Below are 14,213 nucleotides of genomic sequence, written 5' to 3' on the forward strand. Positions count from 1 at the left end.
CACTTATGCTGGGGCACATGACTGTTTCCCCGCACAATCCCACTTCCGAAAATGTCCTCGTGTGCGTGGCCTGGCCGTACGCGAATGGGCCGCGCCATATCGGCCACGTCGCAGGCTTCGGTGTCCCGTCCGATGTGTTCGCGCGTTACCAGCGCATGGTGGGAAACAACGTGCTCATGGTGTCCGGCACCGATGAGCACGGCACCCCGCTCCTCGTCCAAGCGGACAAGGAGGGCGTGACCGTCAAGGAGCTGGCGGACCGCTACAACCGACAGATCGTCGAGGACCTCGCCGGACTGGGATTGTCCTACGATCTGTTCACCCGCACCACCACCCGTAACCACTACGCGGTGGTGCAGGAGCTCTTCAAGGGCCTGTACAACAACGGGTACATGATCAAGGAGACCACCAAGGGCGCGATCTCCCCGTCCACGGGACGCACTCTTCCGGACCGTTACATTGAGGGCACATGCCCGATCTGTGGCGCAGACGACGCTCGTGGCGACCAGTGCGATAACTGCGGTAATCAGCTTGACCCGGTTGATCTGATCAACCCTGTTTCCAAGATCAATGGGGAAACCCCGGAGTTTGTTGAGACCGAGCACTTCATGCTCGACTTGCCATCGCTTCACGACGCATTGAAGGCCTGGCTCGAGACCCGCCAAGACTGGCGCCCGAATGTGCTCAAGTTCTCTCTCAATCTGCTTGAGGACATGCGTCCGCGCTCCATGACCCGCGACATCGACTGGGGTATCCCCGTCCCTGTCGAAGGCTGGGAAAACGATCCGGGCAAGAAGCTCTATGTCTGGTTCGACGCCGTTGTCGGCTACCTGTCTGCTTCGATCGAGTGGGCAGCACGCACCGGTAACCCGGATGCGTGGAAGCAGTTCTGGCAGGAGCCGTCGACAAGCGGCTTCTACTTCATGGGCAAGGACAACATCACCTTCCACTCCCAGATCTGGCCGGGCGAACTTCTCGGCTATGCCGGTAAGGGCTCGAAGGGCGGAAATGTTCACGAGCTCGGCGAGCTCAACTTGCCTACCGAGGTCGTCTCGTCTGAGTTCCTCACCATGTCCGGTTCGAAGTTCTCCTCCTCCAAGGGCGTCGTCATTTACGTCAAGGACTTCCTCGCCGAATTCGGTCCGGATCCGCTGCGTTATTTCATTGCCGTCGCCGGCCCAGAGAACAACGACACCGACTTCACGTGGGATGAGTTCGTACGTCGCGTGAACAATGAGCTCGCGAATGGCTGGGGCAACCTGGTCAACCGCACCGTATCCATGGCGCACAAGAACTTCGGCGAGGTGCCAGAACCAGGCGAGCTTCTCGACGTCGACCGCGCGATCCTCGACCTTGCCTCCCAGACCTTCGAATCTGCGGGGCACGAGCTGAGCCTTGCTCACTTCAAGGCTGCGATCACTAAGGTGATGCACGTCGTCGGCGAAGCGAATGCCTACATCGCGGACCAGCAGCCGTGGAAGCTGGCAAAGGACGAGTCTCAGCGTGAACGCCTGGCCACCGTGCTGTGGACCGCGCTCCAGGTGGTCTCCGACTGCAATGCGCTGTTGACCCCGTTCATCCCGCATACCGCTCAGAAGGTTCACGAGACTCTCGGCCGCGATGGCATTTGGGCTGCATCCCCGTGTGTTGAGGAAGTCACCGACGACGAAGATCTCGAGCTGATCGGTGCTGGTCTTCCGGAGAAGGGGCAGACCTACCCGGTGATCACCGGTGATTACGCCTCCCAACAGGCTGTGTGGTCCCGAGTTGATGTCGTTCCGGGCACGAAGCTGGAGAAGCCGAAGCCGCTCATTGCCAAGCTCGATCCGGAGCTCGGTGAGACCGGCCCGGAGTGGGCGCCGGTTCAGTAACTCCTTTCTGGATAGAAGGGGAATTCAAGGCCGTACTCCTGCTCCAGGTCGAGGAGGGCGGCTACGCAGGCCTCGATATCGCCATCGATGTCGTATGTGTCCAAGATCGCGTGCCCCTTGGCGAAGAACTGTTCGCGGTCCCGCTTGATGCGCTGGATATCATCAAGAGTGCACTGCCAACGCGGTGCCGTCGGGGTGGTGTGGCGGGCGAAGAGTCCCTCCGGATCAACAAGCGCGTAGGTGCCATCCGAGAAGAGCCAAACGATATCGCCAGTGACCGGATCGGGCACATACATCGCGGTGCGATCGGTTTTGCAGTTGTGGTGATGCTGGCACAGTGAGAAGAGGTTCGATGCCGTCGTTTGTCCTCCTTCCTCATAAGGAATGCGGTGGTCGAGCTGGCACTTCCACGCCGGGTGGTCACAGCCCGGGTAGATGCACGTGCCATCACGCCCCTGCACATAGGCGCGAACTGAGGCGGGCGGAACGTAGCCGGTCACGGTGTGTTCCTTCGCGGGACGCAGGTCCACCAGGGTCGACTCCGAACCGTGAACCATGTTGGTTCCGGCAGCAGTGGTGTGGCCGAAACCTGGAACATATGCGGAGGCGGATTCGTCGACCGTGCCATCTGCATCGAACGGTGCGTACGCGAAGATCGTGACATCCGCCGGGGGAGTGATCTCCCCAGTGATCAGTTTCACCACGGCTTCAACTGGGGTGATGTCTTCGTCCTTGGCGGCTTCCAGGATGAACTCTTTGATCATGGCCATCGTCGCGTGGTCGGCGGTGAGCGTCATGCCGGAAGTTCCGTGGGTCCCGCCGGCATGGAAATCTAGGTCGCACTGGCCGGGTGGGGCACTTTCCCGCTGCTTTCTCTTGCGCTTGTCATGTGCGAGAGAGGAGTCGATGTCCCCGATGAGCTTGTTCAGTCGGTGCGTGATGGTGTGAGCGCTGGGCAGCTCCTGAAACTGCCTCGTGGGAGTGAACAGTTCGATGAGCATGTCATCGATGAGCTTGTAGTTTTCGGGATCGACATTGTTACCCAGCATGTTCACGCCACGGTCGATCGCTTTTAACCTTGAGAGGTCCAAGCGTGCAGTTTCTTCCTGGAGCTTGAGGAGACGAGGCAACGCCTTCAGTGTCATGTAGGAGTAGACACCGGCTTTGACCTCATGAAGCGGGAGGCCAGTGGCGGAACGCAAGCGTGCCATTTCAGTGTCATGGTCTACAGACCCGAGAAATTCCTCGCCGTCCTCGGCGTAGAGGCGGAAAACCGAGTGGTACGCCATCCGCAATGCCATGCCATTGACAGCATCAGGATCGTCCGAATTCTCGGTGGCGAAAAACGGATCCGTCATGGCCCCTCCCTCCAGGCGCTCGATCCGGCAGTTCCAGCAGTGTCATGATTCCCCCTAAATGAGACTGTGTTTTGGTTGTGCGAACAGTCTTTCACATAGGGTGAACCATGCCTGCTGAAATAAGTGTCTATTCGAACAGAAGGGCGAAAATTTAAGAAAATTGCCAGGTCGCCAGAGAACGTGTTCGAACAGTGAAGGGCAGTGCGCTAGTTTCCCAAGAACTGCTTGATAAAGGCGGTCAACTTCCCGGTTTCTTCATCTTCGAAACGGGTGTCCACGACCACCAGGGGAGCGGTGTACATCCCTCGGTCGGGGGAGGTGACCACAAGGTCGGTGCCGTAGTCGTCGATAAGCAATTGCCATTCGAAGCCGTGCTCGCGGATGAACGCGTCGCCGAGTGCGGTGCCGTACGTGCGGGCGACGTCGCCGCGAGCGTAGGTGCGGCGTAGATCGGGGTCCAGGGCGAGGTATTCGCTCAAGGTCTCTTCGAATGAGGCGACGATGTCGTCGATGGATCCGTTGATGCCGGCGACGGCAGCTTCGGCGAGGTCGCGGTCGATTTGTGAGCGGGTAGCGGCATCGATGTCGTGGAACGTCATGCGCCCGAGGATAGGCTGGAATGCATGTCGAAGAAGAAACCACGCCCCACGCCCGTTCCGGCCGAGCGAATTGCTGGGCTTATCGACGCCCACACGCACCTCGCCTCCACTAGTGCACGTACCAAGGATGAGGTGGATGCGATTGTTGAGCGCGCCGTAGGTGCTGGCGTTGAACGCATCTGCACTGTCGGTGACGGACTTGATGAGGCGGAACTCGCTTTGCAGGCCGCGCATTTTAATGAGCGCGTGTTTGCCGCGTGTGCGATCCATCCGACGCGTGCGGGCGAGCTTGATGAGGCTGCACGTAAGCGTCTTGCGGAAATGGCGACGAACGAGAGGTGCGTGGCGATCGGGGAGACCGGCATTGACACCTACTGGCTAAAGCATGACCCGGACCGAACTGCGCCGCTGGACGTGCAGGAAGAAGCATTCCGTTGGCATATTCAGCTGGCTGTTGATTCGGGCAAGGCGCTCATGATTCACAACCGTGAGGGTGATGAGGACATGATGCGCATTCTTGCGGATGCGCCGCAGCCGGAGAATGTGATGCTGCACTGTTTCTCTTCGCCTCTCGACGTCGCACGCGAGGCCATCGATCGTGGTTATGTGCTGTCTTTCGCAGGCAACGTGACGTTCAAGCGTAACGACGAGCTTCGTCAGGCCGCTGGGCTGGCTCCGGCCGGGCAGCTGCTCATTGAAACCGATGCGCCGTATATGACGCCGGAGCCGTTCCGCGGATCGCGCAATGAGCCTGCCTTGATTGGGCATACCGCGCACGTGGTCGCGGAAGCGCGGGGAATGGCCGTGGAGGATCTGGCTGCTGAGGTTAACGACACTTTTGGCCGCGTTTTCGGGGTGTAGCCGAAATTGTGAGGTAGCACACCTTTGTAATTTCGCAGGTAAGCGGTGGCTTGAGAGTTTGCCGTGGCCTGTGTGGTGATTGTGGTGACATGTCAATCGATTTTCTGGTCACCGAACGATCTTTACCGTATTGTTATTTAAGTTCTTCATTCCCTTCCCCAGTGAGGAATTCTCTTTATGTCGCGTCATCGTCGCATTAACAAGACTTCGACCACTCGTGCCGTCATCGCTTCGACCGCTGTCGGCGCCCTCGCCATTGGCGGGGCAACCACCGCTGTCGCCGCCCAGAAATCGGTGACCGTGGATGTCAATGGTGAGCCCATTGAGCTGACGACCTTCGCCGGCAATGTCGACGGAGCACTCCAGGCAGCTGGTGTTGAGGTCGGAGAGCATGACCTGGTTTACCCAGCACCCTCGGATGCACTGAATACCGGTGACACCGTCACGGTGCGCACCGCGAAGCCGGTCGCCGTCACCATCGATGGTGGCAATGCTCAGGAATTCACCACCACGGCTGCGACCGTGTCTGACTTCCTGAAGGAACTTCCAGGTGTTGGTGGCTCTAGCCATGCATATGCGGAGGATCAGCCGGTCACCGACAATATGACCATTGATCTGACCTCCCCGAAGATCGTGGCTATTCACGATGGTGGCCAGACCACCTACACCGCTGCTGCTGCACAGACGGTTTCGGAGCTGCTCCGTTCCCGCGGCGTTTTCGTGGACTCGAATGATCGTGTGACCCCGGGCTTGGACACTCAGGTCACCGAGAACATGGACATCACGATCGACCGCGTTGATGTTGAGCAGCGCACCGCTGTCGAGGAATTCGACGTTGAGCCGCGCTACGTCGAAGACGAGAACCTCGCTGAAGGCGAAGAAGAGGTCCGTGAAGAGGGCGAGAAGGGCAAGCGTGAGGTCACTCGTCGTATTGTCACCGTCAACGGTGAGTTTGAGTCCGACGAGATCGTTAAGCGCGAGGAGACCCGTAAGGGCCGAGCTGCGGTCATCGCGCGTGGCAAGAAGGAATCTGCATCTGCGCCGGCAGTCGCTGGCGGCTCGGTGTGGGATTCCCTCGCGCAGTGTGAGTCTGGTGGCGATTGGTCCATCAACACCGGCAACGGTTTCTACGGTGGTCTGCAGTTCACCGCTTCCACCTGGGCCGCATATGGCGGTACCGAGTACGCACCGACCGCGAACTTGGCAACCCGCGAGCAGCAGATCGCCGTTGCTTCCAAGGTTCAGCAGGGGCAGGGCTGGGGCGCATGGCCTGCCTGCACCGCGAGCCTGGGGATCCGCTAATCTCGGAGGGCATGACTAGCCCCGACATCCAGTTACTCGGCCCGGTAGAGATCCGGGCGCTCGCTGATGAACTCGGGGTGTCCCCGACGAAGAAACTCGGGCAGAATTTCGTCCACGATCCGAATACGGTTCGTCGCATCGTGGCAGCAGCGGATATTTCCGCGGACGATACGGTGCTCGAGGTCGGGCCGGGCTTGGGATCATTGACGCTTGGCCTGCTCGAGGTCGGCTGCCGTGTTGAGGCCGTTGAGATCGATTCGCGTTTGGCGGAAAGGCTGCCGCAGACAGCGGCAGAATTCGCGCCGGGTGCAGCGGGAAACCTGTCTGTGCTTAACCAGGATGCACTCAAGGTGCAAGCAGGGCAGATCGCAGAACCAACGGCATTGGTGGCGAATTTGCCGTACAACGTCGCCGTTCCAGTCTTGCTGCATCTGTTGGAGGAACTCCCCAGCATCCGCCGAGTTCTGGTGATGGTTCAGCTTGAAGTGGCGGACCGTTTAGCAGCGGATCCAGGTTCAAAGATTTATGGGGTTCCCAGCGTCAAAGCCTCGTTTTATGGGGACGTGCGCAAGGCGGGAAATATCGGCAAGAATGTTTTCTGGCCTGCTCCGAATATTGAGTCAGGGCTCGTGCGTATCGACGTCCGCGATAAAGGCTGGCCAATCAGCTTAAGGGAGGAAGTTTTCCCGCTTATCGACGCCGCGTTCGCACAACGTCGCAAGACACTACGCGCTTGCTTGAGCGGAATCTACGGGTCGGGCGCAGCTGCCGAGGAAGCTTTGCGTGCAGCCGGAATTGATCCGCAGCTGCGCGGCGAGAAGCTCGCTGTGGAAGACTTCGTGCGTCTTGCGGAGGTAAGTGAGAAGTGAAATTCACCGCTCGTGCCAACGGAAAAGTGAACCTACACCTCGGCGTGGGGGAGGTGCGTGGGGATGGCTACCACGACCTCTCAACAGTGTTCATGGCGGTCGACCGGCCAGAAACGGTCACGCTGTCGACGCTGGAGGGGGAAACTTCTTCGTCCACTGCCGTTAAGGAAATGCACACCACCTATCACGTGCAGGAACCAGACGAGGATCTGGATAATCCGAAGAATCTGGCGTGGAAAGCGGTGGATTTGATCTGCCGCGAGTACGCGGGGGATCTGCCACCGCTGCGATTGGACGTGGATAAGACAGTCCCGGTGGCTGGCGGAATGGCCGGTGGCTCTGCCGATGCCGCAGCAGCAGTGGAGGCGATCAGCGCATTGATTGCGCATGTGGATCAACCCTTGGCTGAGGAGATTTTCGGCCGGGTGTTGCCATCGCTCGGCGCTGATGTGCCCTTCGCGCAGATGGGTGGGATCGCGCTGGGTACCGAGCGCGGTGATTCGCTCGTGCCCATGATGGGGCGCGGCAAATACTGGTTCGCCTTCCTGAATCCGAAGGTCGGGCTGTCCACGAAGAGTGTGTTTGAAAAGCTCGATGACCTGCGTTTTAACTATGCCTCCATGGTTCCGCACATGGATACAACCACACTGTCGCGAGCACTTCTATCTGGGGATCCGCAGTTGGTGGGCGCTGCAATGCACAACGATCTGGAGGCAGCCGCCATTGCGTTGCGTCCGTCTCTCCAACAGCTCATTCATGATGCGGAAGATGCCGGTGCGATCCGCGCAATGATTTCTGGTTCTGGCCCGACCGTTGCCGCGTTGTGTGCGGATGAGGAAACGGCGCGGGGCGTCGTCGATAAGCTTGCAGCTCGTGGCGATATTGAGGCTTTCGCTGCGCACGGGCCTGTTGGTGGCGTGGAACTGCTATAGGGCAACTCGTGGAGGTATACGTTTCTGTATACTTTCGGTATGGCTGAGCAAACAACGATCAAAGTCTCCGTTGGTTTGCGTGATGAAATCAAGGCGCTAGCGACGCAACGGGGCGAAAGCATGCCGAGCATTATTGAAGAGATGCTCGGGGTTTACCGTGAAGAAATCCGCATGCGCAAACTGCGCTCCCAAGTGAGAAATACCCCGCCGGAAGAAATGGCGGAATATATGCGTGAGGTTTCGGACTGGGACGGAGCCTACGGCTGGTGACTGGGAGATTGGAGCCCGGTGATCTTGTCTGGGTGAACCTGGCCCCAATTGAGGGAAATGAACAAGCGGGGACAAGGCCTTGCGTTGTTGTCTCCTCACGGAATCATCTGCAGGCAGTACCGACCTTGGTTTCGGTTGTTCCTGTAACCTCGTCTGACCGTGGGTGGGAAAGCCATATTCGGCTCGAACCTGGGAGGGTTTTGCCTAAGGCGAGCTGGGCTATGACGGAACAAATCCGGACAATTGCGCGCGAAAGAATCCAGCGTGGCAACGGCCGGGTGAGTAAAGAGTGTCTGAGTGAAATGCTGTGGTGGGTGCGGGCATTCATTGCAGATCCTGCTCGTGCTTAGAATGGCCACATCATGGCGAACCTGATCAATCTGGAAAATGTGTCCAAGTCATGGGGTTTGAAGACCCTGTTGGACAAGGTCTCCCTTGGCGTTCAATCTGAAGATCGGATTGGCGTGGTGGGTCTTAATGGTGGCGGTAAGACGACGCTGTTGGAGGTGCTCACTGGGATTGAGCCGCCGGATGAAGGGCGTGTGTCGCACACAAATGACCTGCGAATGGCGGTGGTTACACAGCGGTTTACTCTGCCGGATGAGATGACGGTGGGGCAAGCAGTCGTCGAGCCACTCGGGCTTGAGGTTTTTGAGTGGGCGTCGAATGCCAAGGTTCGTGAGGTGCTCGCTGGTACAGGTGTTGCTGAACTCGGCCTGGATACACCGGTGGGCAGCTTGTCCGGTGGTGAGCGTCGCCGGGTGAACCTGGCAGCGGCACTGGTGCGGGACTTGGACCTGATCGTGCTCGACGAACCGACGAACCACCTGGATGTAGAGGGTGTCCAATGGCTTGCTGATCACCTGTTGAAGCGGAAGCTGGCCATCGTGGTGGTCACGCACGACCGCTGGTTTCTGGACACCGTGGCTACGCTGACGTGGGAGGTTCACGACGGCAAGGTCGATGTTTATGAGGGCGGCTATAACGACTGGACGTTCGCCCGTGCGGAGCGTGCCCGTCAGGCAGATGCGATCGAGCAGCGTCGTCAGAATCTTGCGCGTAAAGAACTCGCGTGGCTGCGTCGCGGTGCCCCCGCGCGTACCTCGAAGCCTCGCTATCGCATTGAGGCAGCGGAGGCGTTGATCGCTGATGTCCCTGCCCCGCGCGACACAGTGGAGCTTATGGCGTTTTCCAAGCAGCGCCAAGGCCGCGTGGTGGTCGAGTTGGAGGATGCGCGTATTGATGCCCCGGATGGGCGCACCCTTGTGGATCACCTGACGTGGCGGTTGGCGCCAGGTGAGCGCATTGGCCTGGTCGGTGTGAACGGCTCCGGCAAGACGACGCTGCTGCGGACGATTGCGGGGGATTACGAACTTGCTGCGGGGCGTCGCATCGAAGGTCAGACCACGAAGATCGGATGGTTGCGCCAAGAGTTAGATGACCTGGATCCATCGCGTCGCGTGATCGATGCGGTGGAGGACGTGGCCACGTACATCACGCTGGGCAAAAAGGAGATGTCGGCATCGCAGCTAGCGGAGCGCCTTGGTTTCAGTCCAAAGCAACAGCGCACGCCCGTCGGCGACTTGTCTGGCGGCGAACGACGCAGGCTGCAATTGACGCGCGTGCTCATGAGCGAGCCGAATGTCTTGCTTCTCGACGAGCCGACGAACGACCTTGACATCGACACCCTCCAAGAGCTGGAAAACCTGCTCGATTCGTGGCCGGGAACCCTCGTGGTGATCTCGCACGACCGCTACTTGATTGAGCGCATTGCCGATGTCACCTATGCGCTCTTCGGGGACGGCGCCCTGACTAATCTGCCCGGCGGGATCGAGCAGTACTTGGAGCGTAGGAAGTCGATGTCGAGTGAGTCCGGCGTGCTGGATCTCGGCGACACCGCGCCGAAGGAGAAACCCGCAGACGGTCTCAGTGGGCAAGAGCGCCGCGAGCTGATGAAGAAAATGAAATCGCTCGACCGGAAAATGGAAAAGCTCCATGAACAGGCGGCGGCTCTCGAAGCGGAAATCACCGAAATGTCGAGTGGGGACAATCCAGATTTTGAGGCGATCGGCGTAAAAACCGGCCAGGTGGCGGAGCTTCGTGCCCAACGCGAGGAGCTTGAAATGGAGTGGCTGGACCTCGGTGAACAGCTAGAAAATTAGATTCTCTTAGAAAATATTTCAAAAGCCAAAAATAAAGCAGAGTTCTCTGTACGCTTTCCGCCATGGGGAATTTAGTGAGCTCTGTCACAAACGGTTTTAGTTTCAAGCGCCGCACATTTCTTGCGGGAGCAAGCCTGGTTGCAGCCACCGCAGCGATGGGTGTGCCACGAGCGCATGGCCAGGAAGCGCTCCTCACCGTCGGCCGCGGTATGGCTGACATGACGGGTGAGCCGCTTGGCGCGGGCATGAACGGGTACGCGGTCATGGAACAGTCCACCACCGGTATTCGGTTCCGTCAGTTCGCCCGCGCTTTCATCTTCGAAGACGACGGCGGGGAGAGCACCGTCCTTGTCATCGCTGAGATGGGGCTCATGTTCCAGTCCATCCAGCTCGAGGTACTTCGGCGTCTGCGTGGAATGTTCGGCGGTAAATATGACGAGTCGAATGTGTTCATCACCGCTACGCACACCCACGTCGGACCCGGTGGCACTTCAGGCCACTTGATGGTGGACCTGACCACGATGGGTTTCCGTCCGGTCACCTTCGAAGCGACCGTTGCGGGAATCGTTCAAGCTATTGAGCGTGCGCACGCTGATAAGCAACCGTCGAACCTGCGTCTCGTGCGCGGTGAAGTCAAGGACGCGGGAGCGAACCGTTCATTCCAGGCCTTTTCGCGCAACCCGGCAGAGGAGACGCAGCAATTCCCAAATGGTGTCAACCCGGAAAGCCTCACGCTGTTTGTCAGTCGCGGCGGCCAGGACGTCGGCCTGATCAACTGGTACGGCCTGCACGCGACGAGCTTTGGGCACAAGCACACGCTTATCGACGGCGACCATAAAGGCTGGTCCTCCTGGCGCATGGAAAAAGAGCGTGGAACCATTCACCGTGATGCAGAGAATCCACCGTTCATCGCCGCTTTCGCAGCCGCACCACAGGGCGATGTCACCCCAAACGCTGGGCTGAAGCCGAAATCCGGTCCCGGGTATGAGGATGAGGCCAAGTCCGCACAGATCCTTGGTGATCGTCAGATTGCTGCGACCGAAGGACAGTTGGTGGATATCAGTGGCGAGAATCGCGTGCGCAACCGCCACAAGTGGGTGGATATGCGGGATATCACCATCAAGGGTGAATTCACTCCTGATGGCACTGAGCAAAAGACTGGCCCGGCGATTCTGGGTGCCGCATTCGCCGCTTCAAGCCAGGAAGATGGCGGTGGTTTGGAAGTACCGATCTTCAATGAAGGGGAGCGCGGTGGCACCCCGTGGGTGAAAGCTCTGAATAATGTGACCGTTCCGGATAGCTGGAATGAAATCCATGGCAATAAGGAAATGCTGCTGCCGCTCGGGTATATCGACGGCATGATCCAGCAGGTGGTGATGTATTCGGTGACGCAGATTGCGGGTCTGACCATCATCACGAACTCCATGGAGCCGACCTCCATGGCGGGCTACCGCATGCGCAAGCACGTCGCGGAGATCCTCGATGTTCCTTTGGAGACAGTTGTTTGCCAGGGCTACACCAGCGGGTACGCCCACTACGTGACGACCCCAGAGGAATACGACAACCAGGACTACGAGGGTGGCGCCACCATCTTCGGCCGTCACCAGTTGTGCGCGATGACGCAGGTCTACGATGAGCTCGCTCGTTCGCTGCGCGATAATAAGCCGCTTGATTCGGGAGAACCTGCCGGCGATCTGACCGGGCTGATCCCAGAATCCTTGATTGGTAAACCGATGACAGACCGTCCAGCATTCGGCCAAAAATTCGGTGATGTGATCACCGCAACCCGGCAGGTCAAGGCAGGGGATACCGCTTCGGTGACCTTTGCTTTTGCGAATCCGAATTCGGATCTGCGCCGCGGCGTGGGCTACCACACCATCACGAATGCGGCAGGTGAGATCGTTGCTGATGACTTTGATTCGAACACGATCATCGAATTCGTGAAGACAGCAGCAGTGACCAATGCACGAATCTCCTGGAACACCGAAGGGATCAGTCCGGGGACGTACACCGTGAAGGTGGAAGGAAAAGCGAGGGACATCAGCGGCAAGTTGAGCGTGATTGAGGGCAGTGCAGAAGTGAGCGTCGTGTAGCAGGCGCGATGCTCGTACACTGGGGCTCATGATTTTGATCAACGTACGTTTCCGTCCCCTGCCTGAGAACACCGAGAACTTCCGTGAGCTCATTGCTGAGTTCACGGAGGCATCTCGTGCAGAAGAGGGCAACCTCTTCTTCGAGTGGTACCGCAACACGGATGATCCGCGCGAGTACATCCTTGTTGAGGCCTTCAAGGACGATGCTGCTGAGGCCCACGTGAACTCTGACCACTTCAAGGCCGCGCAGGAGCTGTTCCCGCAGATCTTGGAGGAGACCCCCGAGATCATCAACACCCTTATTGAAGGCAAAACCGAGTGGGACGAAATGGCTGAATTCAAGGTCCAGTAGCTGGCGTATTACCTTTATAAGTATGAGCACTGAGAGCACAAACAAGCCGCCGAAGCTGTCCAAGAAGGCCTACGAGGAGGAGCTGCTCCGCCTCCAGGCTGAATTGGTGAAGATGCAGCAGTGGGTTGTAGCCACTGGCGCACGCATTGTCATTGTCATGGAAGGCCGCGATGCGGCAGGTAAGGGCTCTGCGATCAAGCGCATCACCCAGTACCTGAATCCGCGTGTGTGCCGCATTGAGGCACTGCCGAAGCCGACCGAGCGTGAGCAGACGCAGTGGTACTTCCAGCGTTACGTCGAAAAGCTGCCTGCTGCTGGAGAGATCGTCATCTTTGACCGCTCCTGGTACAACCGCGCTGGCGTGGAACGCGTCATGGGCTTTTGCACCACGGAGGAATACCGTCGCTTCCTGCACCAGGCGCCGATCTTTGAGCGTCTCCTGGTGGAGGACGGGATTCACCTGCGCAAGTACTGGTTCTCCGTCTCTGATGAGGAGCAGCACGCACGCTTCCAGTCCCGCCGTAATGATCCACTGCGTCAGTGGAAGCTCTCGCCGATGGACCTGGAGTCCATCACGAAGTGGGAGGATTACTCCCGCGCGAAGGACGAGATGTTCATCCACACTGACATTCCGAATGCTCCGTGGTACACAGTCGAATCTGAGGACAAGAAGCGTTCGCGCATCAACGTGATTGCGCACCTGCTGTCCACGATCGCGTACGAGCACATCGAGCCGGATCTGCCGGAGGTTCCGGAGCGTCCGGAGTCGGACGATTACGATCGCCCGCCGCGCGAAGAGTTCCGTTATGTTCCGGATGTGGCTGCCAAGCTGGAGAAGGGAAAGCAAGGCAAGCAGTCCAAGGATAAGAAGAATAAAAAGAAGAAGTAGTAATTACTTCGGATAGCCACGGGGCGTGCTCACCGTTTTATTTCTGGGAATCCAGAAACGGTAGGGCGCGCCCTTGTTCTTGCTGATACCGATGCGCGGGCCAGCGACCCATTCAGGTTCGGCTTCGCGTGGTGCAAGCACGATCGGGGTGCCGTTATCTTCTAGCGAAAAGCCGAGTGCGCGACCGAGGTTTCCAGGGCCGCGTGCGAGGTTTTCGTACGGGATGATCTTGCCATTTGCTTGTCGACGCTGTCTGGCGAGATCTTCTCCCGCAATGATTTCCCCGCCGCGCATGAGGCAGCCCTGGCCAGTGCCTTCGGGTGCGCACACGATATTGCCGTTGAGGTGAATCCCGTAGGACAAATAAATGTAGAGCCGTCCCGGTGGGCCGAACATGGCGGCATTGCGCTTTGTTTTCCCGCGGTATGTGTGGGCGGCCTCGTCTTCTGTTCCCAGGTATGCCTCGACCTCGGTGAGGCGGATGGTCACTCCGTTGTGCGTGATGGTGCAGCCAAGCAGCTGCGGGGCGACCACATTGGCGGGGGCTGAAAAATCGATCATTCCTCAACTTCTAGCGGAAAAGTCCGCTGGTGAGTAGCCAGTGGATGATTCCGCCGAGAGCACAGGGGCTGGAGCCTTGCGCTTGGGGGAGGGC

Annotated in this window: 14 protein-coding genes; 11 read left to right on the forward strand and 3 right to left on the reverse strand. The window is 58.8% G+C overall.

Annotation, left to right across the window (positions count from 1 at the left end; all coding sequences use genetic code 11):
- Nucleotides 1-17: 17 nt before the first annotated feature.
- A complete protein-coding gene (gene metG / locus Q0X21_RS02665) occupies nucleotides 18-1,871 on the forward strand; it encodes a methionine--tRNA ligase (RefSeq protein WP_297850186.1) in 1,854 nt (617 codons plus the stop codon).
- Here metG and Q0X21_RS02670 read toward each other — a convergent pair.
- Together Q0X21_RS02670 and Q0X21_RS02675 are read right to left on the reverse strand one after the other, a co-directional pair.
- On the reverse strand, nucleotides 1,865-3,229 hold the full coding sequence (locus Q0X21_RS02670; RefSeq protein ID WP_297850188.1) for an HNH endonuclease signature motif containing protein: 1,365 nt from the start codon (nucleotides 3,227-3,229) through the stop codon (nucleotides 1,865-1,867). The genes metG and Q0X21_RS02670 overlap by 7 nt on opposite strands.
- A gap of 206 nt (nucleotides 3,230-3,435) precedes the next feature.
- A complete protein-coding gene (locus Q0X21_RS02675) occupies nucleotides 3,436-3,828 on the reverse strand; it encodes a DUF3806 domain-containing protein (protein WP_297850190.1) in 393 nt (130 codons plus the stop codon).
- Between the two features lie 24 nt (nucleotides 3,829-3,852).
- Between Q0X21_RS02675 and Q0X21_RS02680 the strand changes: the two genes are divergently transcribed.
- The 10 genes from Q0X21_RS02680 to ppk2 all read left to right on the forward strand — a co-directional run bounded on the left by Q0X21_RS02680 (nucleotide 3,853) and on the right by ppk2 (nucleotide 13,558).
- Complete coding sequence (locus Q0X21_RS02680; RefSeq protein ID WP_297850191.1) at nucleotides 3,853-4,689, forward strand: TatD family hydrolase; 837 nt, start codon at nucleotides 3,853-3,855, stop codon at nucleotides 4,687-4,689.
- 177 nt (nucleotides 4,690-4,866) lie between these two features.
- Nucleotides 4,867-5,991: a resuscitation-promoting factor gene (locus tag Q0X21_RS02685; RefSeq protein WP_297850193.1), complete on the forward strand. Its 1,125-nt coding sequence runs from the start codon at nucleotides 4,867-4,869 to the stop codon at nucleotides 5,989-5,991.
- Nucleotides 5,992-6,002: 11 nt separating this feature from the next.
- Nucleotides 6,003-6,860 carry a 16S rRNA (adenine(1518)-N(6)/adenine(1519)-N(6))-dimethyltransferase RsmA gene (rsmA, locus tag Q0X21_RS02690; protein ID WP_297850195.1) on the forward strand — a complete coding sequence of 286 codons (858 nt, stop codon included), beginning with the start codon at nucleotides 6,003-6,005 and terminating at the stop codon, nucleotides 6,858-6,860.
- Nucleotides 6,857-7,792: a 4-(cytidine 5'-diphospho)-2-C-methyl-D-erythritol kinase gene (locus Q0X21_RS02695; protein WP_297850197.1), complete on the forward strand. Its 936-nt coding sequence runs from the start codon at nucleotides 6,857-6,859 to the stop codon at nucleotides 7,790-7,792. The genes rsmA and Q0X21_RS02695 overlap by 4 nt, the downstream gene beginning before the upstream one ends.
- 39 nt (nucleotides 7,793-7,831) lie before the next feature.
- The gene (locus tag Q0X21_RS02700; protein ID WP_297850199.1) at nucleotides 7,832-8,062 is read left to right on the forward strand and encodes a hypothetical protein; all 231 of its coding nucleotides are present in this window, start codon (nucleotides 7,832-7,834) and stop codon (nucleotides 8,060-8,062) included.
- Complete coding sequence (locus Q0X21_RS10340) at nucleotides 8,059-8,412, forward strand: type II toxin-antitoxin system PemK/MazF family toxin (RefSeq protein ID WP_367172658.1); 354 nt, start codon at nucleotides 8,059-8,061, stop codon at nucleotides 8,410-8,412. Before Q0X21_RS02700 ends, Q0X21_RS10340 begins: the two co-directional genes overlap by 4 nt.
- A gap of 12 nt (nucleotides 8,413-8,424) precedes the next feature.
- Entirely contained in the window at nucleotides 8,425-10,224 is a 1,800-nt protein-coding gene (locus Q0X21_RS02705; RefSeq protein ID WP_297850201.1) for an ABC-F family ATP-binding cassette domain-containing protein, read from the forward strand.
- Between the two features lie 74 nt (nucleotides 10,225-10,298).
- The gene (locus tag Q0X21_RS02710; protein ID WP_297850202.1) at nucleotides 10,299-12,317 is read left to right on the forward strand and encodes a neutral/alkaline non-lysosomal ceramidase N-terminal domain-containing protein; all 2,019 of its coding nucleotides are present in this window, start codon (nucleotides 10,299-10,301) and stop codon (nucleotides 12,315-12,317) included.
- A gap of 28 nt (nucleotides 12,318-12,345) precedes the next feature.
- Entirely contained in the window at nucleotides 12,346-12,669 is a 324-nt protein-coding gene (locus Q0X21_RS02715; RefSeq protein ID WP_297850204.1) for a putative quinol monooxygenase, read from the forward strand.
- A 22-nt stretch (nucleotides 12,670-12,691) separates the two neighbouring features.
- The gene (gene ppk2 / locus Q0X21_RS02720) at nucleotides 12,692-13,558 is read left to right on the forward strand and encodes a polyphosphate kinase 2 (RefSeq protein WP_297850206.1); all 867 of its coding nucleotides are present in this window, start codon (nucleotides 12,692-12,694) and stop codon (nucleotides 13,556-13,558) included.
- A 3-nt stretch (nucleotides 13,559-13,561) separates the two neighbouring features.
- Here ppk2 and Q0X21_RS02725 read toward each other — a convergent pair whose 3' ends face one another.
- Complete coding sequence (locus tag Q0X21_RS02725) at nucleotides 13,562-14,119, reverse strand: DNA-3-methyladenine glycosylase (protein ID WP_297850207.1); 558 nt, start codon at nucleotides 14,117-14,119, stop codon at nucleotides 13,562-13,564.
- Nucleotides 14,120-14,213: the final 94 nt, after the last annotated feature.

It is taken from the genome of uncultured Corynebacterium sp. (genome assembly GCF_947253065.1).
Lineage (GTDB): Bacteria > Actinomycetota > Actinomycetes > Mycobacteriales > Mycobacteriaceae > Corynebacterium.

What these genes read in the sequence shown, in the direction of transcription:
- Q0X21_RS02685 (WP_297850193.1), top strand. Translation starts at nt 4,867, where the DNA reads ATGTCGCGTCATCGTCGCATTAACAAGACTTCGACCACTCGTGCCGTC.
- Q0X21_RS02670 (WP_297850188.1), bottom strand. Translation starts at nt 3,229, where the DNA reads ATGACGGATCCGTTTTTCGCCACCGAGAATTCGGACGATCCTGATGCT.
- Q0X21_RS02705 (WP_297850201.1), top strand. Translation starts at nt 8,425, where the DNA reads ATGGCGAACCTGATCAATCTGGAAAATGTGTCCAAGTCATGGGGTTTG.
- metG (WP_297850186.1), top strand. Translation starts at nt 18, where the DNA reads ATGACTGTTTCCCCGCACAATCCCACTTCCGAAAATGTCCTCGTGTGC.
- Q0X21_RS02675 (WP_297850190.1), bottom strand. Translation starts at nt 3,828, where the DNA reads ATGACGTTCCACGACATCGATGCCGCTACCCGCTCACAAATCGACCGC.
- ppk2 (WP_297850206.1), top strand. Translation starts at nt 12,692, where the DNA reads ATGAGCACTGAGAGCACAAACAAGCCGCCGAAGCTGTCCAAGAAGGCC.
- Q0X21_RS02700 (WP_297850199.1), top strand. Translation starts at nt 7,832, where the DNA reads ATGGCTGAGCAAACAACGATCAAAGTCTCCGTTGGTTTGCGTGATGAA.
- Q0X21_RS02725 (WP_297850207.1), bottom strand. Translation starts at nt 14,119, where the DNA reads ATGATCGATTTTTCAGCCCCCGCCAATGTGGTCGCCCCGCAGCTGCTT.
- Q0X21_RS02680 (WP_297850191.1), top strand. Translation starts at nt 3,853, where the DNA reads ATGTCGAAGAAGAAACCACGCCCCACGCCCGTTCCGGCCGAGCGAATT.
- rsmA (WP_297850195.1), top strand. Translation starts at nt 6,003, where the DNA reads ATGACTAGCCCCGACATCCAGTTACTCGGCCCGGTAGAGATCCGGGCG.
- Q0X21_RS02715 (WP_297850204.1), top strand. Translation starts at nt 12,346, where the DNA reads ATGATTTTGATCAACGTACGTTTCCGTCCCCTGCCTGAGAACACCGAG.